General features: G+C 66.7%; 19 protein-coding genes. 17 read left to right on the forward strand and 2 right to left on the reverse strand.

Annotation, left to right across the window (positions count from 1 at the left end; all coding sequences use genetic code 11):
• The first annotated feature begins 933 nt into the window (after positions 1-933).
• The 9 genes from ACNQQL_RS33615 to ACNQQL_RS33655 all read left to right on the forward strand — a co-directional run bounded on the left by ACNQQL_RS33615 (position 934) and on the right by ACNQQL_RS33655 (position 9,073).
• On the forward strand, positions 934-1,188 hold the full coding sequence (locus ACNQQL_RS33615; RefSeq protein WP_175963571.1) for a response regulator transcription factor: 255 nt from the start codon (positions 934-936) through the stop codon (positions 1,186-1,188).
• 17 nt (positions 1,189-1,205) lie between these two features.
• Complete coding sequence (locus ACNQQL_RS33620; protein WP_347068700.1) at positions 1,206-1,382, forward strand: hypothetical protein; 177 nt, start codon at positions 1,206-1,208, stop codon at positions 1,380-1,382.
• 199 nt (positions 1,383-1,581) lie between these two features.
• Positions 1,582-2,823: a hypothetical protein gene (locus tag ACNQQL_RS33625; protein ID WP_347068702.1), complete on the forward strand. Its 1,242-nt coding sequence runs from the start codon at positions 1,582-1,584 to the stop codon at positions 2,821-2,823.
• 163 nt (positions 2,824-2,986) lie between these two features.
• A complete protein-coding gene (locus tag ACNQQL_RS33630) occupies positions 2,987-4,690 on the forward strand; it encodes a S8 family serine peptidase (protein WP_347068704.1) in 1,704 nt (567 codons plus the stop codon).
• 94 nt (positions 4,691-4,784) lie between these two features.
• Positions 4,785-5,444, forward strand: a complete 660-nt coding sequence (locus ACNQQL_RS33635; RefSeq protein ID WP_347068706.1) for a hypothetical protein — start codon at positions 4,785-4,787, stop codon at positions 5,442-5,444.
• 34 nt (positions 5,445-5,478) lie between these two features.
• A complete protein-coding gene (locus tag ACNQQL_RS33640) occupies positions 5,479-6,537 on the forward strand; it encodes a hypothetical protein (RefSeq protein WP_239483286.1) in 1,059 nt (352 codons plus the stop codon).
• Entirely contained in the window at positions 6,534-7,493 is a 960-nt protein-coding gene (locus ACNQQL_RS33645; RefSeq protein ID WP_347068709.1) for a hypothetical protein, read from the forward strand. Before ACNQQL_RS33640 ends, ACNQQL_RS33645 begins: the two co-directional genes overlap by 4 nt.
• Positions 7,494-7,521: 28 nt before the next feature.
• Positions 7,522-8,022 carry a glycoside hydrolase family 19 protein gene (locus ACNQQL_RS33650; RefSeq protein WP_347068711.1) on the forward strand — a complete coding sequence of 167 codons (501 nt, stop codon included), beginning with the start codon at positions 7,522-7,524 and terminating at the stop codon, positions 8,020-8,022.
• Between the two features lie 43 nt (positions 8,023-8,065).
• The gene (locus ACNQQL_RS33655) at positions 8,066-9,073 is read left to right on the forward strand and encodes a GNAT family N-acetyltransferase (protein ID WP_347068713.1); all 1,008 of its coding nucleotides are present in this window, start codon (positions 8,066-8,068) and stop codon (positions 9,071-9,073) included.
• A gap of 315 nt (positions 9,074-9,388) precedes the next feature.
• On the opposite strand, the gene fnr is transcribed toward ACNQQL_RS33655, so the two are convergent.
• On the reverse strand, positions 9,389-10,144 hold the full coding sequence (gene fnr / locus ACNQQL_RS33660) for a fumarate/nitrate reduction transcriptional regulator Fnr (RefSeq protein WP_347068742.1): 756 nt from the start codon (positions 10,142-10,144) through the stop codon (positions 9,389-9,391).
• On the opposite strand from fnr, the gene ACNQQL_RS33665 reads away from it, so the two are divergent.
• From ACNQQL_RS33665 to ftsH, 4 genes are all read left to right on the forward strand, one after another.
• The gene (locus ACNQQL_RS33665) at positions 10,029-10,451 is read left to right on the forward strand and encodes a hypothetical protein (protein WP_347068746.1); all 423 of its coding nucleotides are present in this window, start codon (positions 10,029-10,031) and stop codon (positions 10,449-10,451) included. The genes fnr and ACNQQL_RS33665 overlap by 116 nt on opposite strands.
• Positions 10,452-10,789: 338 nt before the next feature.
• Complete coding sequence (locus tag ACNQQL_RS33670) at positions 10,790-11,437, forward strand: BON domain-containing protein (RefSeq protein WP_347068715.1); 648 nt, start codon at positions 10,790-10,792, stop codon at positions 11,435-11,437.
• Between the two features lie 39 nt (positions 11,438-11,476).
• On the forward strand, positions 11,477-11,986 hold the full coding sequence (locus ACNQQL_RS33675) for a BCAM0308 family protein (protein WP_347068717.1): 510 nt from the start codon (positions 11,477-11,479) through the stop codon (positions 11,984-11,986).
• A gap of 33 nt (positions 11,987-12,019) precedes the next feature.
• Positions 12,020-13,927 (forward strand): ATP-dependent zinc metalloprotease FtsH, encoded by a 1,908-nt coding sequence (ftsH, locus tag ACNQQL_RS33680; RefSeq protein ID WP_347068719.1) that lies wholly within the window; start codon positions 12,020-12,022, stop codon positions 13,925-13,927.
• Between the two features lie 57 nt (positions 13,928-13,984).
• On the opposite strand, the gene ACNQQL_RS33685 is transcribed toward ftsH, so the two are convergent.
• Positions 13,985-15,778 carry an adenosylcobalamin-dependent ribonucleoside-diphosphate reductase gene (locus tag ACNQQL_RS33685; RefSeq protein ID WP_347068721.1) on the reverse strand — a complete coding sequence of 598 codons (1,794 nt, stop codon included), beginning with the start codon at positions 15,776-15,778 and terminating at the stop codon, positions 13,985-13,987.
• A 226-nt stretch (positions 15,779-16,004) separates the two neighbouring features.
• Here ACNQQL_RS33685 and ACNQQL_RS33690 point away from each other — a divergent pair, with 226 nt between their 5' ends.
• The 4 genes from ACNQQL_RS33690 to ACNQQL_RS33705 all read left to right on the forward strand — a co-directional run bounded on the left by ACNQQL_RS33690 (position 16,005) and on the right by ACNQQL_RS33705 (position 21,404).
• Complete coding sequence (locus ACNQQL_RS33690; RefSeq protein ID WP_347068744.1) at positions 16,005-16,940, forward strand: 1-phosphofructokinase family hexose kinase; 936 nt, start codon at positions 16,005-16,007, stop codon at positions 16,938-16,940.
• Positions 16,941-17,057: 117 nt separating this feature from the next.
• Positions 17,058-17,846: a polysaccharide deacetylase family protein gene (locus ACNQQL_RS33695; protein ID WP_347068723.1), complete on the forward strand. Its 789-nt coding sequence runs from the start codon at positions 17,058-17,060 to the stop codon at positions 17,844-17,846.
• The gene (locus tag ACNQQL_RS33700; RefSeq protein WP_347068725.1) at positions 17,839-19,086 is read left to right on the forward strand and encodes a putative glycoside hydrolase; all 1,248 of its coding nucleotides are present in this window, start codon (positions 17,839-17,841) and stop codon (positions 19,084-19,086) included. Before ACNQQL_RS33695 ends, ACNQQL_RS33700 begins: the two co-directional genes overlap by 8 nt.
• Complete coding sequence (locus tag ACNQQL_RS33705; RefSeq protein ID WP_416392812.1) at positions 19,032-21,404, forward strand: exo-beta-N-acetylmuramidase NamZ domain-containing protein; 2,373 nt, start codon at positions 19,032-19,034, stop codon at positions 21,402-21,404. Before ACNQQL_RS33700 ends, ACNQQL_RS33705 begins: the two co-directional genes overlap by 55 nt.
• Positions 21,405-21,452: the final 48 nt, after the last annotated feature.

The following is a 21,452-nucleotide window of genomic DNA, read 5'->3' on the forward strand; positions in this document are numbered from 1 at the left end:
TCGTCGATGATCGGCTTGCCCATCTCCTCGGCCTCGGTTGTTCCGATGCCTGAGGTTAACAGCTCGCCGCACAAGTTAACAGCCCCAAACAGCCTTTTTGAAACCGTCTCTTATATTTCTACGCGTAGTGCAGGTGAGCCGCCCGCGGAATAGCGAGTTTCTCGGGTGGTCGCCTGTTGCACATCTCAGGCGAGGCGCGCAACAGCCCGGTTTGCCTGGAGACGCTGCCATGCAGCGTCGACGTTGCATGCAATCGCAAGCCGACCGCATGATTTCACCTCTGCCGGGAAGTTGATCGCGGGTGCGCCCGCTTCCGGGTGGCTCGCAGACACCGACTCACATTCTCACGCTCTCCGCGTTACTCGACGAAGCCAAGACAGGGCCGTCCGAGCGCCCCTTTGGCGGGCGCGGGCATCTGCGAACGAAAAAAGATCGACTCGGAAGGACGAAGACGCCCAGCGCAAATCCTCGACCCGGTAGCTTTCATTCGTCTAATTCGATTTCGTCGGTTTGTAATTAAATAACCGAGAATTTCTCATTTGTGTTGAATTGCGTGAATTATAAACAAAAATAAGAATTCACCTGTGAATTCATAATTTAATGCACGCCGATTGAGTCAATTCAATCAGTAATATCAATCATCATGCAAAGCCGAATGGCGGGCGTATGATGCATCGTTCCGATCGCCCGAATTCAAATAATCCGAGCAGTGTTGCCTTGACCGCCGAGCAGACATGAATACTCGCGGCAAATTCGTTTCATAAAGGGGCGGCCGGAAATATCACTGCAGTCTCGAGCGCATCCACCTTTGCATGTCGCGTGCGTAAGGGGAGGAGTCCGGTCGCCGGTGAGGTTGTCATGAAAATTCAAAGGAGATCACCGCTCCCGTGACGAAAAGGGGATGCCCTTTCAAGGGTCAACGGGGAATCCATCTTGAAACTCACTACACGCGAGACAGTCGTGTTGGGCCTGGTCGCGAAAGGCCTGACCGACCGTGAAATCGCGGCCGAACTGGTCTTTTCCGTATCAACCGCGCGCAAGCATCGTGAAAATCTGCTCAACAAATTCGGCGTCCGGAAATCCGCGCAGCTGACCATTCGCTATTTCATTCTCTTTCCTGACGTGCTCAAAAAAACGGCGCCCCGCGTCGTGCCGACCCGTTCTCGCCGCGCGAACGCGAGGTCCTGAAACTGCTCGCGGCCGGCATGAGCGACAAGCAGGTCGCCCGTGCACTGGGCATCAGTGACCAGACCGCCCGCAAGCATCGCTCGCATCTTCTCGGGAAGACGGTCTCCACCAATATCTGCGCGCTGCTCCATACGGCCGTGCTTTCCGGCTGGCTCACCGAACCATTTTCCGTTCCGCCGTCCTGCTCGCAATGACAACGACGCATACCGCATTTGCCGAATGGAGCCGGCAGGACCCGACTCGCAGAATTGACCTGCCGATTCCTCCGATGTTTGCTTCGACGCACGCGTCCTGAGTCGATGGAAGCATCGCCGGCCGGCATGTGAACGGCGCGCACGACGCACCGCCTGCGGCTTGTGCGCCGTCTCTTTCCTCTCGATCAAGGACTTGAAAATGACTCATGTACACCATGCATTGCCGGGGGTACCGCACACGGTCACGGGACACATTCCGGCTTACGCGTCGACCGTGGCGCAAGGTGCGTTCGCGCCGCAGGGCGTGGGTGGCGCCATCGTCGGCACCGCGGCGCCGGTGCTCGGCGAGCTGCTCGGCCGACTCGGCGGCCTGCTGCCGTTTGCCGTGCAGCCGCAGGCAGCGTTCGCACCGCAAGGCGTGTTCGGCGACATCCTCAAGTCGGTCGCGCCGACCGTCGGCTCCGTTGCCGGACAGCTCGGCGGTCTGCTGCCGTTCTCGGTGCAGCCGCAGGCAGCGTTCGCGCCGCAGGGCGTGGGCGGGGCCATCGTCGGTACCGCCGCGCCGATGATCGGCGAACTGCTCGGCCGACTCGGCGGCCTGCTGCCGTTTGCCGTGCAGCCGCAGGCTGCGTTCGCACCGCAAGGCGTGTTCGGCGACATCCTGAAGTCGGTCGCGCCGACCGTCGGCTCCGTTGCCGGTCAGCTCGGCGGTCTGCTGCCGTTCTCGGTGCAGCCGCAGGCTGCGTTCGCGCCGCAAGGGGTGGGCGGGGCCATCGTCGGTACCGCCGCGCCGATGATCGGCGAACTGCTCGGCCAACTTGGCAGCCTGCTGCCGTTTGCCGCGCAGCCGCAGGCTGCGTTCGCGCCGCAAGGGGTGTTCGGCGACATCCTGAAGTCGGTCGCGCCGACCGTCGGCACCGTTGCCGGTCAGCTCGGCGGTCTGCTGCCGTTCTCGGTGCAGCCGCAGGCAGCGTTCGCACCGCAGGGCGTGGGCGGGGCCATCGTCGGTACCGCCGCGCCGATGATCGGCGAACTGCTCGGCCGACTCGGCGGCCTGCTGCCGTTTGCCGTGCAGCCGCAGGCAGCGTTCGCACCGCAAGGCGTGTTCGGCGACATCCTGAAGTCGGTCGCGCCGACCGTCGGCACCGTTGCCGGACAGCTCGGCGGCCTGCTGCCGTTCGCGGTGCAGCCCCAGGCAGCGTTCGCGCCGCAGGGCGTGGGCGGGGCCATCGTCGGTACCGCCGCGCCGATGATCGGCGAACTGCTCGGCCAACTTGGCAGCCTGCTGCCGTTTGCCGTTCAGCCGCAAGCAGCGTTTGCGCCACAAGGCGTGTTCGGCGACATCCTGAAGTCGGTCGCACCCACCGTCGGCTCCGTCGCCGGACAACTCGGCGGCTTTCTGCCGTTCTCCGTCATGCCTGCCCAGCCGGCATTCCACTGACCGCTGCTACTGAAGACCTGCGCCACCGTGCGTGACCGCGCGGTGGCGCACCCGACGGACGCCCGTCGCGCAACGATCCGATCGCGTCGGGATGCGCGCCCGTTACTTTTGACCGACTAACCCCGCGACGCGTCGCGATTGCCGCGCCGCGAAGGAGATTGCGATGGACAAGGACAAGAAGCCCGCCGCCGCGAAGGCGGCAGTCATGCCGACGGACAACGCGGCTACCGAATCGGACGTCACGCCGCCCGATTCGGCCGGCGAAGCGGTCCACGTGACGAGCGGCAAGCGCCAGTATCTGATCGCGCCTCGGCGCGGCGTGCTCGCACGTCAGGCGGCCGTGACGCCGATGTCGGCTCACGACCTCGACAACGCGGTCGGCCGGCTCCCCGGCGTCGAGGTCGTGCGCGTGATCAACAGCCACAAGAACGCGCAGATGATGTCGGCGAGGCCGGACGAAGCGACCGACACGTATGTCGTCAAGATGGATCCCGCGAACGCGCAAGTGCTGCAGGCGACGGCGCCGCCGGGAATGATCGTCGAGGAGGATCATCCGCTCGGCTATGGGAAAAAGCCGCAACAGGAGTCCGGCGCCGAGCTTCGTCCGCAGGCGGCCATCGCGTCGATGATCTTGCGCCCGGTGACGATCCGCGTGCTGGGAGCGAACGACCAGCCCGAGCCCGGCGTGCCGGTGACGCTCGCGGGCGACGGCTTCCCGGTGAGCGGCACCACCGACGCGCGAGGCGAAACGACGCTGACCGTCGCGCAGATGGCGCCCGGGCCGCTCCAGTCGCTGGCGGTGCGACCGCCCCACACGTACTGGAATGTCTATTTGCCGGCGCCGCTGCTGTCGAGCGATCAGGCGAACGTGGTGCGGCTCACGCCGTTGTCCCAGCCGAACCCGAACGTGCCGCCGCGTGCGCCGCTCGGGTGGGGGCAGCGCCTGATGGGCCTCGACGAGCTTCCCGCCACGGCGACGGGGCGCGGCGTTCGCGTCGCGATCGTGGATTCGGGGGCGGACGCGTCGCATCCGCTGTTGAACCATATCCTGCGCGGTGCCGACCTGACCAACGACCAGAACCCGGATACCTGGAAGGACGACGTGATCGGCCACGGATCGCATTGCGCGGGCGTGATCGCCGCGCGAATCAGTCCGCAGGCTGCCGACGCGCAGATGGCGATGCGCGGTTTCGTGCCCGACGCAGAGATCCATGTGCTGAAGATCTTTCCCGGCGGCCAGTTCAGTACGCTGATCCAGGCGCTCGACTATTGCATCGACCACGACATCGACGTCGTGAACCTGAGCCTTGGCGCGCCGCAGGCGTCGCTCGCCGTCGAGCAGAAGCTGATGGAGGCCGTGCAATCCGGCGTCGCATGCATCGTCGCGGCCGGCAATTCGGGCGGCCCGGTGCAGTACCCGGCCTCGTCGCCGTACGTGCTTGCGGTATCGGCGCTGGGGCTGCAGCGCGAGCTGCCCGGCAACACGTGGGAGCAAACGCAGATCGTCGCGCAGGCTGCGACGCCCGACGGCCTCTTCGCGCCGACGTTCTCGTGCCACGGTCCGCAAATCGGCGTGTGCGGGCCGGGCGTCGGCGTCGTATCGACCGTGCCCGGGTCGGCGTTCAATGCCGAATCCGGCACGTCGATGGCGGCGCCGCACATCACGGGGCTCGCGGCGCTGCTGTTGAGCGATCCGCAGATCGCCAGCCATCTCGGGCCGCGCCGGCCGGAGCGCGTCGCCGCGCTGTTTCAGCTGATCCGGATGATCTGCACGCCGATCGTGCAATACGACGTCGCGAATCGCTTCGGCGCCGGCCTGCCACGCATCCAGAACCTTCGCCAGCTGTTGCAGCAGGCGGCCCGCTGACCGCGCGCGAGCCGCGCCGGCCGATCGCCGATCGCCAATCGCCGGCCGATTCCGTCGGCCGGCGCACGTCGCCACACACAAGGAGAAATTCGACATGTCGACCCTGTTGCGCATCACCCGGGCGGCCTGCGCCGCCAGCCTGATTCTGACCTGCGCCGGCGCACACGCGCAGGACTGGACGCTGTCGCTGTCCTGGAAGCTCGGCTCGTGCGTCGGCGGCGACGGCGCGCAGACATGCACGACCGGCCAGCCGCCGTCCGCGCGCCAGGACGCCGACGGCACACCGATCCGGATCACGGCGATCGGCCTGTATACGCCTCGGCGCGATTGCGGCACGGCGGCTGTTCCGGCCGACACGCTGCCCGACGATGCCGCGCCGTATATCGCGCTTGCGAGCGCCGATGCATTCCAGCAGCACTGGAACCGGTACGGGAGCTGCACGGGCTACGCGCCCGCCGGCTACGCCGCCGAGCTTGCCGCGATGGCGCGTGCAGTGGGCCTCACGAACCTCGGCCGCTACCTGAACGAGCACGACAACAAGGTGGTGCGGCTCGACGAGCTGAAGAACGCGCAACTGCACGATTTCTTCCTCGGCGCGGACAAGGCGGTCCAGTTCCTGTGCTCGCCCGACGGACGGCTCGCGGAAGTGCGCTACCGGCTGCGCGACTGGTCCGACGTATTCGTATATCGCGACAAGGGCGGCATGCTGGTCCTGGCGCCGGGCGGCAATTGCGGCGACGAAGTGCGGCTGTAGCGCGCGCTGCCCGCCGACATCGTGGAGAACCGTCATGCGCACGCATCGTTCATGGTCCCGGACAACGGCGGACGCACCGCCCGAAGCGGACGGTACGAACACGGCCGCATCGAGGCGCGATCTGATCGGGCAGCTGCAAATCGAATGCAATGCGATGGCGCGCTACGCATTGCAGCACGGAATCGCGGTGGCGCCCGATCTGATCGCGCAGTTGTCGATGCTGATGGTCGCGGCGTCGCGCGCCGCGGCCGAATCCGCGGCGGACGATGCGTCGTCCGTGCACGGCGCATCGTATGCGCTTGCCGCGATTCATCGTCGGCTCGCGGTCGCGATCGCGCCCGCGACGCCGCAGGCGGTCACGCTGCTCGACGGCGAACTGCGCGTCCGCTCGCGCTTCGCGTGGCTCGGCCCGGTACCGCTGATCCGCGCGCTGACGCTCTCCGCCGCGACGTTTCTGGTCGCGGTGATTGCAACGTCGCTGTCGCCGGAAGTGTCGGTCGCGAACATCGATCAGGGGTTTCTCGATTCGCACGGCACCCGGCTGCTGTGGAATGCGCTGTTCCTGATGTTCTGCGCCGGGCTCGGCGCGTCATTCGCAACGCTGTTCCAGGCTCATCGCTACGTCGCGAATTCGACATACGACCCGAAGTACGACGCGTCGTACGGCGCGCGGCTGATTCTCGGCGTGATCGCGGGCCTGATTCTCGTCGAGCTGCTGCCGCCGCACCTGTACGACGGCGCAAGCACGCGCAGCTTCGGCAAGCCGGCGCTTGCGATGCTCGGCGGTTTCTCGGCGACCGCCGTGCATCGGCTGCTGCACCGGCTCGTCGAAACGCTCGAGACGCTCGTGCGCGGCGACACCGCGGCCGCCGCGCAAGCGACCTTCGAAGCGCATCGCGCCCATGCGGCAACCGAGCGCGTGCAATGGCAAAGCGAACTCGCGGCGGATCTGCTGCGGCTTCAGCAATCGCTCGAAACGGGGATGCCGGCCGATGCGGTCAAGCAGCGGCTTGCCGAATTCACACGCGCAATGCTGTCGGCAGACGCGCCGCGCACGGGCCGTCACGACGGCGCAAATGCAATCGGGGAATGACCATGCTCTTTCTTTACAACTGGCCGTCATGGCTGATGGGGCTCTTCATCGTGACCGCGACCGTCGCGGCCGCACTGGCCGGCTACGCGCTGTTCCGCCGCATCGCGCCGGTCGACGTGCATCCCGAGCAGCGAGCGATGGCGATCACGATGGTGTCGGTCATCACGACGATCAACTCGCTGCTCGTCGCGTTTTCGGCGATCAGCGTGTGGGACGCGTACAACAGCGCGGAGCGCACCGTGGATGCGGAAGCGACCGCGGCCGGCGAGCTGTCGCGCGATCTCGCCGCGTTCGGCGATCCGGTCGCCGACGCCGCCTCGGGCGCGCTGCGCGCCTATCTCGACGGTGTCGTGCGTTACGAGTGGCCGACGATGCAGCAGCACGCGAGTGCGGATGCGCAGGCGGCGGCCCGCTTCGATCGCCTGTTCGACATGGCCAACCGGATCGAGCCGCGCAGCGAGCGGCAACGCGTGCTGCTCGGCGAGGTGCTCGCACGCGTCAACGAGATGGCCAAGCATCGCGAACAGCGCCTGCTGACGCTCGACGTCGCGATGCCGGCCACGCTGTGGGGCGTGGTGCTGCTCGCGAGTGTCGTGTCGTTTCTGCTCCTTTACATCCTTCCGGGCACGCGCTTCAACATCGCGCTCGTCGCGAGCTGGGCGCTCACGCTCGGACTCGCGTTCTTCTTCGTGCTTGCCGTCGACCGTCCGTTCGCAGGTGAAGTCAGCGTCAAGCCGGAGTCGCTGCGCGCGATCGTCGCCGCGATCGATGCGCAATCACAACGAACCGGGCCGGCTGCGCATCGCAACGTTCCGCCTTCGCCGCGCAGCCCGACGCGTTCGGAGGTGGACGACGCTGCCGCGTTGACTGCTTCGACCGTTTCCTCACCGCCGAGCGCGTCCGGCGCGGCCTCGCTCGCCCATGCCTCGCAAGGGGAACGCGATGACACCCGATGAATTCCAGTCCGCCGCCGCCGTATCCGCCGTGCTCGCGCAACGCTGGTATCCGGCACTTGCCGCCGCGATGGCCGAGTTCGGCATCTCGACCCCCGGGCGTATCGCGGCCTTCGTCGCGCAGACCGGCCACGAGACGCTCGGCTTCACGCTCACGCGCGAGCTGTGGGGGCCGACAACTGCACAGCGCGCCTATGAGCCGCCGTCGCGCAAGGCCGCCGAACTCGGCAACGTCCAGGCGGGCGATGGCAGGCGCTTCCTCGGACGCGGGCTCATCCAGATCACCGGGCGCGCGAATTACCGCGAATGCGGCAACGCACTCGGTGCCGATCTCGAGCGCCAGCCCGAACTCCTCGAACGGGAACCGCTGGCCGCGCGCTCGGCGGCCTGGTGGTGGGAACGGCACGGTTGCAACCTGATCGCCGACTCGGGCGATTTCGTGTCGCTGACGAGGCGCATCAACGGCGGTGTCAATGGACTCGAAGACCGGATGCACCGATGGGCGATCGCGAAAAAAGCGATGTGCCTGTGAGCGTGCGGCATGGAGCAAAGACCAACCAACGGAGGGCAACATCATGAAGACGCGAATCTGGGGTAAGTGCGTATCGATGCAGGGCGTGCTGATTGCGGTGGCGGTGACGGTGGCGAGCGCGGCCATGCCTCGGCACGCATCGGCGGAAATCGAATGCCGGCCTGTCACCGTGAAAACGGGCAAACAGTTGAACAGCACATGGGGAAAAGACCTGCATCGTCTGGAAAGCAACGGCGGCGTCGACACGATCGTCAACAGGATGTGCCGGCCGGACTGGGCCCGCGCCGACGATTACTGGCTGTATGGCAACTATTACCCGCTCCACGACGACCCGCATACGCAGCAGCGCGAAGGCGCCGACCTCTTTGTCAAATCGAGGCCGAATCAACCCGAACTGACGAGATACCTTTGCAAGGATACTGGCGCGAACGGCGCGACGCCGTATGACAAGGCGACGCCGGTTGGCGTATTCGCTTACGAAACCTTCAAGACGGACGAGTCGCGGAAGAAGGCGACCGACATCGCCAAGCAAGTCGAGTTGCATGTGCTGTGCGTGGCGCCGGCAGCGCGAGAAAAGGGGCTCGGAATACGGATCCTGAACGAGGCCGTGCAGCGCATGACCGAGGGCGTCAGCCACGACAAGAAGGTTCGCATGCAGTTGACCTCGCACGTGAAGGCGCAAGGCTTCTACGACCGGCTCGACATGACGTGCCGCGAGGAACAAGCGAGCGATTCCACCGCGCGCGTCTACGAGCGCACACTGAAACCCGGTGATCGCATCAAGCGGCGCGATGCGATGTATTACGTGGACTGGAACGACGGCGGCCAATGCCGGCGCGTGACGTTCGGTTGCGGCAATCGAAATGAGTATGAACAGCTGCGGCTACGCGCGTTCGATTCGGAAGATGGTTTCGAAAATTCCGATGACGCTGCGCATGTCAATGGAACGCTCGTGGCCGGCGCCTTTGCCCATGCCAACGGATGCAACGCCGAATCGGAGGAAATCGGGTATGACGAGGTGATCCGGAAACTGGGCGGGCACGGCCAATGAGTCTCCGGCGGTTGCGTCGTCGCAAGATGTGCCGCATTCGACGGGTAGCGGCATGCTTCGAGTGCCGTCGTGCGGCCGTCGGCGGCACAGGCACGACGCAGCCGATCCAGCCGATCCAGCCGATCCAGCCGATCCAGCCGATCCAGCCGATCGACCCGACTCGAAAGCGCTTTACATGGTCGGCGATCCGGGCAGGGTCCGACAAAGCCTTGCTCGTCGGTTGAACAGGAACGCTCATGCGCGAGCCTGTCGGGTTTCCGGTGTACGGAGGTCGGCGAGCCACGGGAGCCTGCGTGCGACGCAACCGCAGCGAGGTCAGATTTGCTCGAGGCCGTCCGAATCGACGATGCGAATCTGCTTGCCGTGCGCCGCGACGAGCCCCTTGTGCTGGAACTTCGACAGCATGCGACTGACCGTTTCGAGCTTCATCCCGAGATATTCTCCGATCTCGTCGCGCGTCATCCGCAGCACGAATTCCGCGGCCGAGTAGCCGCGTGCCTTGAAGCGCGTGGAAAGGTTCAGCAGGAATGCGGCCACGCGCTGCTCGGCGGTCATCGTGCCGAGCAGCAGCATCAGCGTGGATTCGCGGACGATTTCGCCGCTCATCATCTGGTACACGTGATGTTGCATCGCCCGCACTTCGCGGCACATCTGCTCGAGCTGGCCGAACGGGATGATGCAGACGGTGCTGTCCTCGAGCGCGATCGCGTCGCCGTTGTGGTGGCCGGTGTGCACGCCGTCGAGCCCGAGCGATTCGCCGACGATCTGGAAGCCGGTGATCTGCTCGTCGCCGTCGCGATGCATCATGGTGGTCTTGAACGAACCGGTTCTCACCGCATAGATGCTGTTGAACACATCGCCTGCGCGAAACAGCGTTTCGCCGCGCCTGACGTGACGCGTCGTGCAGATCATTGCGTCGAGACGCGCGAAATCGTCAGGCGAAAGATCGGGCGGCATGCAGACGGTACGCAACGTGCACGTCGAACATCGGGACGTGGTGCGCTTCGGCTGGTCCGCCGGCTCGACGGGACGCAGCGGGATGAACGGGCGCAACGGACGTAACGGGCGCAACGGCATGGTCGTCGAGACATTGGCATGGCTCTCCATGATCGGCTCCAATTCGTGGGGCAGCGGCGAATTGCTGTCGGGCAGGATCGCGCTGGCTGTATTGCTGGCGGCCTTGGTGTCTGCCGCCTTCGTGAAGGGAGAACCCCACCGGACGGGCCAGGAGACCGATGCGCCGGTCTCGACGGTGATGATGCCTTTGCGCCGGGAGGCACGTGTGTCTGTTGTTCTTGATGGGAAGTATGGATGCCGCGCAGCGCCAGGGAAATCAGCCGGCATTGAAGATGAGGTAGGTGATGCGGAAGGGCTGTAGGACGTTTCCTACAGCGGCGCGGCGGTGAACCCGTTGACCTGGCTCAATACCTGCGGCGATGCCGTGTTCCATCTTGGATAACACCGATACCGTAAGAGGAATTTGCGAAGCGTTCCGGTTGCCACGGCTTTCGTGGAATCCGGTGTCGTGATCGTGTGGCGCACCGAACCGCATCAACGGACACATTCAGGCGTCGCCCGCCGGCCGACCGCTGCGGCAAGCCCGCGGTTGATTGATCCTCGTCAAGCTGCCCGAGCCGCCATGCGCGATGCTGAATGCGGTGCGGCACGCATCCGATTGCAAGATTCGCGATCGACACGGGCCGACGGGAGACCGCGATGAAGTCCGATGCAGCACTCAAGCAGGATGTCGAGCAGGCGCTTTTCTGGAATCCGGAGATCGACGCGCGCCGGATCGACGTCGACGTCCGCGACCGGATCGTCACATTGCGCGGCACGGTCGACAGCTGGGCCCAGAAACTCGAGGCGCAGAAAACGGCACTGCATGTCGCGGACGCTCGCGCGCTGGTGCTCGAACTGAACGTTGCCCCGCCGGAGAACGCCTGCGCCGATCAGGAACTGGCGATCGCGATCACGTTCGCGCTCGGCTGGCAGGACGCGTTACGCGATCACGAGATTCGCGTCGAGGTCGATCACGGCTGCGTGACGCTCGATGGCGAAGTGGATCACGCGTTCCAGAGCCGTGCGGCGGAAGCGATGGTGAGCCGGATGATCGGCGTCGTCGGCGTGGCGAACCGCATCCGGGTGCGTACCGACCATACGGTGTCGGACGTCGGCGCCCGGGTTGCCGAAGCGCTTGCGCGACGCGCACGGCGAGAATCCGCGGGGATTTCGATCGACGCGGCCGACGGCATCGTCACATTGACGGGCACGGTCGCATCGCTGGCCGAAAAGCGTGCCGCGTGCGGCGCGGCAGGGGCGGTGAGGGGTGTGCGCGAAGTCGTCGACCGGCTCACCGTTGCCTGACCGGCTTGCTTGTACTGCCCACTACAGGGAGAAACAGCGATGAACCGTTCAAATTCCGGCCCCGGTCGGAACTACCTGCGCCGCGACAAGCGCATGCAGCCGCATACGAAGGACAGTTATCGCGATCCGAAGCGGCCGAAGGGCGACAGGATCTGCGAAGGCTGCGGCGCCGTCTGCGACGAGGGCCGCTGGACCTGGTACGCGACCCCGCTCGACCGGCGGCAGCTCGAATGCCCGGCCTGCAAGCGCATGCGGGAAAACGCACCGGCGGGCGAACTGGTATTGCACGGCGATTACCTGCGCGCGCACCGGTCGGCGATCCTCGAACTGCTCGAGCATCAGGCGGATCTGGAGACGAGCGAACATGCGCTCGAACGCATCATGGAAATCGAGAAATCCCGCGATACGCTCGTCATCCGTACGACGGGCATGCATATGGTGCGGCGCCTGAGCGAAGCATTGCTGCACGCGCATCACGGCAATCTCGCGCTCAACTATCGCGACAGCGAAGACATACTGCGCGCGCAATGGACACGTGACGATGCATGACCGGGCCTGCGCCCGTCGTGCAGGCTCGACGCCATGAAGAAAACATTCGACTATTCCGCGCTGCTGATCCCGATCGCCCTCGCTGTATTGGTTGCGTTTCAATTGTTCACGTCCCGGCCGGAGACGACGTCGATTTCGTACAGCGACTTTCACCGCCTGGTCGACGCGCGGCTCGTCGACGATCTGGACATCGGTCAGTCGTCGATCTCGGGCGCACTGCGCATGCCCGAAGCCGTCCCGATGCTGCCGGCCTCCGACGCGATTGCCGTGAAGAAGGCCGGGCCGCCGTGGCGCTTCACGACGAACCGGGTAGCCGACGACCGCCTGGTCACCACGCTGACGGCCGCCGGCATCCGCTATCGCGGGATGCCGGATTCGAGCTGGATCGAGACGCTTGCAACGTGGGCGTTTCCGGTGATCGCCTTCGTACTGGTGTGGAGCTTCATGATGCGCAGGCCGGGCGGGATAAGGGATCTGAGCGGCATGGGAAAAAGCCGGGCACGCGTCTATGTGCAGCAGGAAACCGGCATCACGTTCAGCGACATTGCGGGCATCGACGAGGCGAAGGCCGAGTTGCAGCAGATCGTCGCGTTCCTGCGCGAACCCGAACGCTATCAGCGGCTCGGCGGCAAGATTCCGAAGGGCGTGCTGATCGTCGGCGCGCCCGGCACCGGCAAGACGCTGCTCGCGCGCGCGGTCGCAGGCGAGGCGGCGGTGCCGTTTTTCTCGATCAGTGGCTCGGCATTCGTCGAGATGTTCGTCGGCGTCGGCGCGGCTCGCGTGCGCGATCTGTTCGAACAGGCGCAGCAGAAAGCGCCGTGCATCGTGTTCATCGACGAACTCGATGCGCTCGGCAAGGCGCGCGGCGTCGGTTTGATGTCCGGCAACGACGAGCGCGAGCAGACGCTGAACCAGTTGCTCGTCGAAATGGACGGCTTTCAGGCGAATTCCGGCGTCATCATCATGGCCGCGACCAACCGGCCGGAGATCCTGGATCCCGCGCTGCTGCGCCCCGGACGTTTCGACCGGCACATCGCGATCGACCGGCCGGACCTGAACGGGCGCAAGCAGATTCTGGCCGTGCACACGAAGCGCGTGAAGCTTGCCCCCGAAGTCGATCTGGCCGAGCTGGCATCGCGCACGCCGGGATTTGTCGGTGCCGATCTCGCGAATGTCGTCAACGAGGCCGCGCTGCATGCGGCCGAACTTGGCAAACCGGCGATCGGGATGGCCGACTTCGACGAGGCGATCGATCGCGCGATGACGGGCATGGAGCGCAAGAGCCGCGTGATGAACGAGCAGGAGAAGCGGACCATTGCGTACCACGAGTCGGGCCACGCGCTCGTCGCGCAAAGCCGCGCGCACTGCGATCCGGTGAAGAAGGTGTCGATCATCCCGCGCGGCATCGCCGCACTCGGCTATACGCAGCAGGTGCCGACCGAGGATCGTTACGTGCTGCGCAGGAGCGAATTGCTCGACCGGCTCGACGTATTGCTCGGCGGGCGGGTGGCCGAGGAAATCGCGTTCGGCGATGTGTCGACCGGCGCACAGAACGATCTCGAGCGGGCGACCGCGCTCGCCCGGCATATGGTCATGCAGTACGGGATGAGCGACAAGATCGGCCTGGCGACGTTCGACGACGCTGCATCGCAGGGCGGGGCGCCCGGCGTGTGGACGCCGGGCGACGGTCGTTGCAGCGAACACACGGCGCAGCTGATCGACGAGGAGGTGCACGCGCTGCTGGCCGACGCGCATGCGCGGGTCGCGGCGACACTCGGCGAACACCGCGATGCGCTCGAACGGATTGCACGGTGCTTGCTGCTGCACGAGTCGATCGATCACGACATGCTGATGGCGCTCATTGCGGGGCCGGACTATGCCGACGCGCCGGGCCGGCCCGCGGAAGCAGAATCGGAGACGACAACGGGCGCTTCGGTCTGAACGGTTGGCCCGCTTCGTGCCGATCTGCCGAACGCTTCCGGCCGGCAATCGTGTCATTCAGCAGTTGATACAGACGGCGCCGTCGCGCTGTTGCGCGGCGTCATCGGTGACGACCGAGGCGAGCTGCGGATCGGGCCGGAAGACCGTGATCCCCTTGAGCCGCTCGCGCCACGCCAGAAAGAACAGTTCATCGACCTGGGAAAGCGAACACTGGCCGGGCATCGTCACGGTCTTCGAGATGCCTGCGTCGACGCAGGGCTGCAGCGCAGCGAGCATCGCGACATGATCGGCCGGCGCGATATCCGCCGCAGTGACGAAATAGTCGGGCAGCCGGACATTGTCGCCATGCAGTTCGCGAAACAGCCGGCAAGCGTGATTCTCGACGCGAAACGGACGGACGCGTCCGTCCGCGGTGCGGACTATTCGACGCTGCATCCGGCCGGCGGCCGGTTCGATCCCGTTCGAACAGTTGTCGCAAAACGCGAGACTCACGCTGCCGGCCGGCGCGAACGACAGCAGATGGCTGTTGCGCAGCCCGTGCCGCGCGATCGCGTGATGTACCTTCAGCGGCAGGAGCATGCGGTTCGCGGGGCCGGCCAGATAGGCGGCCGGATCGTAGGCCGGAAACGCGCCGCGCTCGGCGGCAAGCGCGGCCGATGCGGCAAACGCATGCTCGCGCATCGTCAGCACGATGCCGCGTGCAAACGCGCGCGCTTCGGCGCTGTCATAGCGCAGCCGCAGCATCGTCAGCGCGTCGCCAAGCCCCGTTACGCCGACACCGATGCGCCGCTTCCGGTATGCCTCGCGCTCGTGCGCGGCGAGCGGCCACGCGGTCAGGTCGAGCACATTGTCGAGCATGCGTACCTGGATACGCACCGCGTCGGCGAGCGTCGCGAAGTCGAAGCGCGGCTTGCCGTCGACGCCGAACGGGTGGTGAACGAAGCGCGACAGGTCGATCGGCCCCAGCACACAGCTGCCATAGGACGGCAGCGGCTGCTCGCCGCACGGGTTCGTCGCGTCGATCCGCTCGTGTTCGCACAGCGGATTCGCGTCGCGGATCGTATCGAGGAACAGCAGCCCCGGCTCGGCGCTGTCGCGCGCGGCGTTGACGATTTCATGCCACAGCGTACGGGCCGGAACCGTCGCGTAAAGGTAATGCCCGTCCGGCTGCCGGGACGGTGCGCCGGACGCGCAATAGCGCGGCGCATGATGGACGAGCGCCCACGGCCGGTCGTGCGCGACCGCTTCCATGAACGCGTCCGTGATGCCGACCGACAGATTGAACGTCGGCCAGCGCGATCGTCCGCGCTTGGCCGTGACGAACGCGACCAGGTCCGGATGATCGCATCGCAGGACACCCATTTGCGCGCCCCGGCGCGGACCGGCGAACGGCAGCGCGCGGCACATCGCATCGAAGCGGTCGATTGCCGCGCACACGCCTTGTTCGGTTGCGAGACGTCGCTGGTGCGCGTCCGCGGGCGGCGCCGGCGAGAAGTCGTAGCCGATGCCGCCCCCCATCAGCAGCGTGTGCCGTGCGTCGTCGAGCGCGCGCTCGAGCGCTGCGTCGACGGCCTGCACGGGCATATCGGCCGGAATCTCGAGTGGATGGACGAAGCAGTTGACCATCGTTCCGCCCGTCTGCGCGCCTGCATTCGCGAGGATGCGGCCGGCGCCGATCGCCCCGCGCATCAGATTCAGAAAGAACGCACGTTCGGCCTGTATGCGAACGTCCGCCGGCTCGGCGAGCGACAGCGCATGGGCGACGCGCCGGAATACGGCCCCGTGCGATGTTTCGCCTGGCTGCGCATAGCGATCGGCGAACACGGTGGTGCAAAGCGACTGCTCGTCCATGGCGAGGCTCCGCGACGGCGAATGATTCACTGTAAGGGCCTGCCGGCACGCATCGTTGATCGAGCGCAATCCGGCGCCTTTGCGGCATTGCTTGACCGCCGTCAACGCCGCGCCCGCTGTGGAACGTAAGGTGGCGCAAGGGCCGGCATGCGTCGGTTGCCGGAAATCGTCACGCCGGTGTCGGTCGCGCAAGCCGGCGGATCGAGCCTTTTATCGACCAAGCCCCATGACCGATATCGTTACCGTCACATTGAACCCTGCCGTCGATGTCGCGACGTCGGTCGAGCACATCGTCGATACGCACAAGCTGCGCTGCGCGCGGCCGAGGCGCGACCCGGGCGGTGGCGGGATCAACGTCGCGCGAACCATTCATCGGCTCGGCGGCGACTGCGTCGCGCTGTACCTGGCAGGCGGGCCGACCGGTGACGTATTGACGCTGCTGCTCGAAACCGAACGTCTGCCGACCGTGCGATTGCGGATCGCCGGCGAGACACGCGAAAACTTTTGCGTGACCGAGACCGCGACAGGACGCGAATACCGCTTCCTGACGCCGGGACCGTCGGTCACGGAAGCCGAGTGGCGGGGCTGCGCGGCCCGCATCGAGGCCATGCAACCCGCGCCACGCTATCTCGTGTTGAGCGGCAGCTTGCCGCCCGGCGCGCCGGACGACCTGTATGCAAGGCTCGCGCGGACGGCAAAGGCAAACGGCAGCCGGGTTGTCGTCGATGCGGCGGGCCCCGCGCTGCGGGCAGCGCTCGAGGCCGGCATCCATCTCGTGAAGCCCAGTCTCGGCGAACTGAGCGTGCTGGCCGGCGAACCGCTCGACGAAGCGTCGGCATGCCGGAAAGCGAGCGAACTCGTGGCGCGAGGGCAAGCCGAGATCGTCGCGTTGACGCTCGGTGCCCGCGGAGCATGGGTCGTCACGCGCGATCGAACCCTGCGCCTGCATGGCAGGCCGGCAACGGTATGCAGCACGGTGGGGGCCGGTGACAGTTTCGTCGGCGGCATGGTCTGGGCATTGGGGCGCGGCGTGCCGTTCGACGATGCGTGCCGCTATGCGCTGGCGGCATCGGCTGCTTCGGTCGAGCATCCCGGCACGGCGCTTTGCACACGCGACGATGTCGAGCGGATTCATGCCGAACTGGTTGCCGAAGCAACCTGACACGGACGCCGCCGGACACGTGCGCGGTATCGTCGCCGTGCGAACGGTTGTTGACCTGGCTCAGCGAGCGCGCGATGCGATCGGGAAGAATAGGGCAGCGATTTCCCGAGGTGCGCCATGGTCTTCCGCTTGATCGTCTGTCTGTTCGCTCTGTCGTGCGTGCTGCCGGCTGCGTCGGCCGACGCCGTCGTGCCGGCGCAGCAACGCGTGCTGATTCTCGTCTATCACCGGTTTGCAGCGGAGCGCCTGGATTCGATGACGGTACGTACCGAGACATTCCGCAACCAGTTGCATGCGATCGAGGCAAGCGGCTATCGCATCGTGCCGCTCGCCGACGTGGTGCGCTGGCATGGCGGCCAGACGGATGCCGTGCCGGCGCGGGCAGTCGCGATCACCGTCGATGACGGTCACCGTTCCGTCTACGAAATATTGCGCCCGTTGCTGGCCCGGCACCCTGTACCGGTCACGCTGTTCATCTATCCGTCGGCCATCTCCAACGCCAGCTACGCGATGACGTGGGACCAGCTGCGCGCGCTTGGCGCATCCGGCGGAGTCGACATCGAGTCCCATACGTACTGGCATCCGAATTTTCACACCGAGCGCGCCCGGCGCACCGCGGAGGACTACCGGCGCTTCGTGTCCGTCCAGTTGAGCCGCTCCCGAGAACGGCTCGAGTCCGAAACCGGCAAGCCGATCCGGCTGCTGGCCTGGCCATTCGGCGTCCATGATGACGAGACCGACCAACTGGCCGCTCGCGAAGGTTATGTCGCCGCTTTCACGCTCAATGCGCGTCCCGTTCGGCTCACCGACCCGGCAATGGCACTGCCGCGCTATTTGATGACGGATACATGCGACGCACGATGCATGAACGGATTGCTGCAAACCGCCGGGGGAAGCCATGATTGACCGCCTGATTGCGTGCCTCCTGCTGTCGCTCGCCGGTTTCGCCGCGCAGGCGGCACCGGTGACGATCACGGTCGTCGATGCCACGAACGGGCGCCCGCTGGCCGGTGCGATCGGCTACGCGTCCGGCGTGAGCCGAACCGCGGATGGCGACGGAGCGTTTTCGCTGGAGGTCGAAACGACCGGTACACGCTTGAGCGTGCGTGCGCCGGGCTACGCACGAACTGAAGTCGAACTGACGGCGGCCGGGATTACGCATACGATTCGCATGACACCCGTGCGTCCGAAAGCGGTCTACCTGTCCGCCTACGGCATCGCGGACCGTACGCTGCGCGACGCGGCGCTCGCGCTGCAGGGCCGCACGGCCGTCAACGCGTTCGTGATCGACGTGAAAGGCGATCGCGGGACGACCCCTTATCGCAGCGCGGCACGCGAAGCGATCGGCGCGGCAAGCGATCCGGCACCGCGCGTCGCCGACCTGCCGGGCCTGATCCGCGCGTTTCATGCGCGCGGGTTGTACCTGATCGCCCGCATCGTCGTGTTCAAGGACGATCCGCTCGCGGCTGCCCGCCCGGACTGGGCGGTGCGCGATGCGGCCGGCGGGATCTGGCGCGATCGCGAGCATTTGCGATGGATCGACCCGACCGCGCAGGCGGCGTGGGCACACAACTTCGACGTCGCGGAAGAGGCGGCGAAGCTGGGTTTCGACGAGATCCAGTTCGACTACCTGCGCTTTCCCGATGCGAACAACCTGCGCTTCAGCGAGCCCAATACGGAAGCGAACCGCGTCGCCGCGATCACGGGATTCCTGGCGGGGGCGCGCGAGCGGCTGCGGCCGTACAACGTTTATGTGTCGGCCGACATCTTCGGCTACGTGTGCTGGAACGAGGATGACACGCACATCGGGCAACGGCTCGGCGCATTGGGCGGGGTGGTCGACTACATTTCGCCGATGCTGTACCCGTCGGGCTTTACGTGGGGCTTGCCCGGCTGCCGCAAACCCACCGATCATCCGGGCGAGATCGTCGAACGTTCGCTTACCGAAGCGATGCACCGCACGGGGCTCGCCGGCGTGCGTTTTCGGCCCTGGCTGCAGGCGTTTCGCGACTACGCGTTCGACCACCGGGAATTCGATGCGGATGAGATTCGAGCGCAGGTCGACGCCGCCGATACGGCCGGCACGGACGGATGGATGCTGTGGAATCCGCGCAATCGCTACGATCCCGCTGCGCTGCCGCGCTGACCGGCGCGCTGCTGCTCGCGCTGGTGCCTGTCTGTGCGCGGGCGGAAGCAGGCCCGGCCGCAGCGCTACCGGCCGCCGCGATCGACGCAGTCATTGCCGCCGAGATTGCCGATCGCCATCTTGCCGGCGCGGTCGTCGTGACGGGCGATGCGGACGGTGTGCGCGTACGTGTGGCCCGCGGCCTTCGTGTGGCGGGCGCGGCCGCCGAAGCGATGACGGCCGATACCGTTTTCGATCTCGCGTCGCTGACGAAGCCCGTGGCGACGGCCGTTGCCGTCATGCAGCTCGCGGAGCGCGGGGAGCTCGATCTCGATACGCCGGCCGCACACTACTGGCCCGCGTTCGCCGCGCGCGGCAAGGCGGACATCACGCTTCGGCAGTTGCTCGCGCATACGTCCGGGCTGCCGCCCGGTGTGTCGTCTCGCGCGCTGCGCAGCCGCGCGGCCGTGCTGGCCGACATCGTCGCGATGGCGCCCGATGCGCGGCCCGGCACGCGCGTACGGTACAGCGACGTCAACTACGTGGTGCTCGGCCAGATCGTCGAGCGCGTGTCGCGACGGCCGCTCGACACGTGGTGCGCGATGCACATATTCGCGCCGCTCGGCATGGCGAGCGCGGCGTTTCGGCCGCCCGCGTCCTTGCTGGCGCGCGTCGCGCCCACGGTCGTCCGGGATGGCCGCCTGCTCAGGGGCCGGGTGCACGACCCGATCGCCGCCGCGATGGGCGGCGTGGCGGGCAACGCGGGCCTGTTCGCGAGCGCGGACGATCTCGCGCGCTTCGCACGCATGCTGCTGAACGGCGGCACACTCGGCTCGGCACGCGTGCTGAGCCGCGCCAGCATCGCGACGCTCGAGACGCCGGCCACGCTCGATGCCGAAGGCGACCTGCGCACGACCGGCTGGGCAGTCGCGGCGCCGCTCGTCGCGAACCGCTACCGGCTGCCCGCGATCGGCGCGCTGCAGCATCTCGGCTACACGGGCACCGCGCTGTGGATCGATCCGGTGACACGCCGCTTCGCGGTCGTGCTGACGAGCCGGCTGTATCCCGATGAAACCGGCACTGCAGCACCGTTGCGCGAGCTGGTGCTCGGCATCGTATCGAGCGGAGCGGGGCCCGTGAAGTTGGCGCGGATCGCCACGCGCGCACCGGCGATGGCCGAGGCCGTCGCCCGTAGCGGCCGGCTGCCGGCATCGCACGGACCGGTGCTGGCCGGCATCGACATGCTTGCGGCAAACGGATTCGCGGCCGTGGCCGGCAAGCGCATTGCGCTGATCACGAATCGCAGCGGCTTCGACCGGTTCGGCACGCGCACCGCCGACCTGCTTGCGCACGCACCGGGGGCACGGCTCGTTGCGCTGTTCGCGCCCGAGCACGGGCTCGGCACCGACGTCGATGAAACGTTCGGCGACACGATCGATGCCGCGACCGGCGTGACGGTTCACAGCCTCTACGGCAGCCGCCGCCGGATCGCCCCCGAGTTGCTCGCCGACGCCGACGTCCTGGTGATCGACCTGCAGGATGCAGGCGTACGCTTCTTCACTTACCTGGCCACGCTTGGATATGCGCTCGAGGCGGCGGCGGCCGCGCATCGTCCTGTGCTCGTGCTGGACCGTCCGAATCCGCTGGGCGCGGATGTCGTCGGCGGCCCGGTGGCGGACCCGGGGCCGCGCACGTTCACCGGCTATTACCCGCTGCCGCTTCAGCACGGGATGACGATCGGCGAACTCGCGCGCCTGTTCAATGACCGCCTGCGAATCGGCGCCGCGCTTACCGTGGTGCCGATGGCGCACTACGCGCGCGCGATGCGCTTCGACGCCACCGGGCTGGGCTGGGTGCCGCCGTCGCCGAACCTGCGCGATGCCGGCGCGCTGTCGCTGTATCCCGAGACGGGGCTCGTCGAAGGTGCGGCGCTCAGTGTCGGGCGCGGCACCGCGACGCCGTTCGGCGTGGTCGGCGCGCCTTGGATCGACGGCCATGCGCTCGCCGACGATCTTCGCGCGATGCGGCTCGGCGCGACCTTCGCGCCGGTTCGCTTCGTGCCGGCGGAAGGGCCCTATCGCGGCGTGCCGTGCGAGGGGGTGCGCATTGCGCGACTGCCCGGCGCGGCAAAACCCGGCGAAATCGGGCTCGCACTCGCGCTCGTTTTGCACCGTCGGTATCCCGAACTGTTCCGGATCGACGCGATTCGCGCGTCGGTCGGTTCGCGCGAGGTCGCCGACATGCTGGAAGCGGGGCGGCCGCTCGACGACATCGAACGGGTCGTCGATACGCAGGCGGCGGCGTTCGCGCAAGCGCGCGCGGCGTTTCTGCTGTACTGAATCCGCCGTGCGGACGCGTCGTTCGATACGCGTCGACGTAGGTTGAAC

It is taken from the genome of Burkholderia sp. LFS061, from assembly GCF_047978125.1.
In the GTDB taxonomy this organism is placed as follows: domain Bacteria; phylum Pseudomonadota; class Gammaproteobacteria; order Burkholderiales; family Burkholderiaceae; genus Burkholderia; species Burkholderia pyrrocinia_C.

Bases quoted from the DNA above. Each gene is read 5' to 3' on its own strand.
- ACNQQL_RS33635 (WP_347068706.1), top strand. From the start codon at position 4,785: ATGTCGACCCTGTTGCGCATCACCCGGGCGGCCTGCGCCGCCAGCCTG.
- ACNQQL_RS33640 (WP_239483286.1), top strand. From the start codon at position 5,479: ATGCGCACGCATCGTTCATGGTCCCGGACAACGGCGGACGCACCGCCC.
- ACNQQL_RS33655 (WP_347068713.1), top strand. From the start codon at position 8,066: ATGAAGACGCGAATCTGGGGTAAGTGCGTATCGATGCAGGGCGTGCTG.
- ACNQQL_RS33705 (WP_416392812.1), top strand. From the start codon at position 19,032: ATGGATGCTGTGGAATCCGCGCAATCGCTACGATCCCGCTGCGCTGCC.
- ACNQQL_RS33700 (WP_347068725.1), top strand. From the start codon at position 17,839: ATGATTGACCGCCTGATTGCGTGCCTCCTGCTGTCGCTCGCCGGTTTC.
- ACNQQL_RS33675 (WP_347068717.1), top strand. From the start codon at position 11,477: ATGAACCGTTCAAATTCCGGCCCCGGTCGGAACTACCTGCGCCGCGAC.
- ACNQQL_RS33625 (WP_347068702.1), top strand. From the start codon at position 1,582: ATGACTCATGTACACCATGCATTGCCGGGGGTACCGCACACGGTCACG.
- ACNQQL_RS33630 (WP_347068704.1), top strand. From the start codon at position 2,987: ATGGACAAGGACAAGAAGCCCGCCGCCGCGAAGGCGGCAGTCATGCCG.
- ACNQQL_RS33645 (WP_347068709.1), top strand. From the start codon at position 6,534: ATGACCATGCTCTTTCTTTACAACTGGCCGTCATGGCTGATGGGGCTC.
- ACNQQL_RS33670 (WP_347068715.1), top strand. From the start codon at position 10,790: ATGAAGTCCGATGCAGCACTCAAGCAGGATGTCGAGCAGGCGCTTTTC.
- ACNQQL_RS33695 (WP_347068723.1), top strand. From the start codon at position 17,058: ATGGTCTTCCGCTTGATCGTCTGTCTGTTCGCTCTGTCGTGCGTGCTG.
- ACNQQL_RS33620 (WP_347068700.1), top strand. From the start codon at position 1,206: ATGAGCGACAAGCAGGTCGCCCGTGCACTGGGCATCAGTGACCAGACC.
- ACNQQL_RS33690 (WP_347068744.1), top strand. From the start codon at position 16,005: ATGACCGATATCGTTACCGTCACATTGAACCCTGCCGTCGATGTCGCG.
- ACNQQL_RS33685 (WP_347068721.1), bottom strand. From the start codon at position 15,778: ATGGACGAGCAGTCGCTTTGCACCACCGTGTTCGCCGATCGCTATGCG.
- ftsH (WP_347068719.1), top strand. From the start codon at position 12,020: ATGAAGAAAACATTCGACTATTCCGCGCTGCTGATCCCGATCGCCCTC.
- ACNQQL_RS33665 (WP_347068746.1), top strand. From the start codon at position 10,029: ATGCAGACGGTACGCAACGTGCACGTCGAACATCGGGACGTGGTGCGC.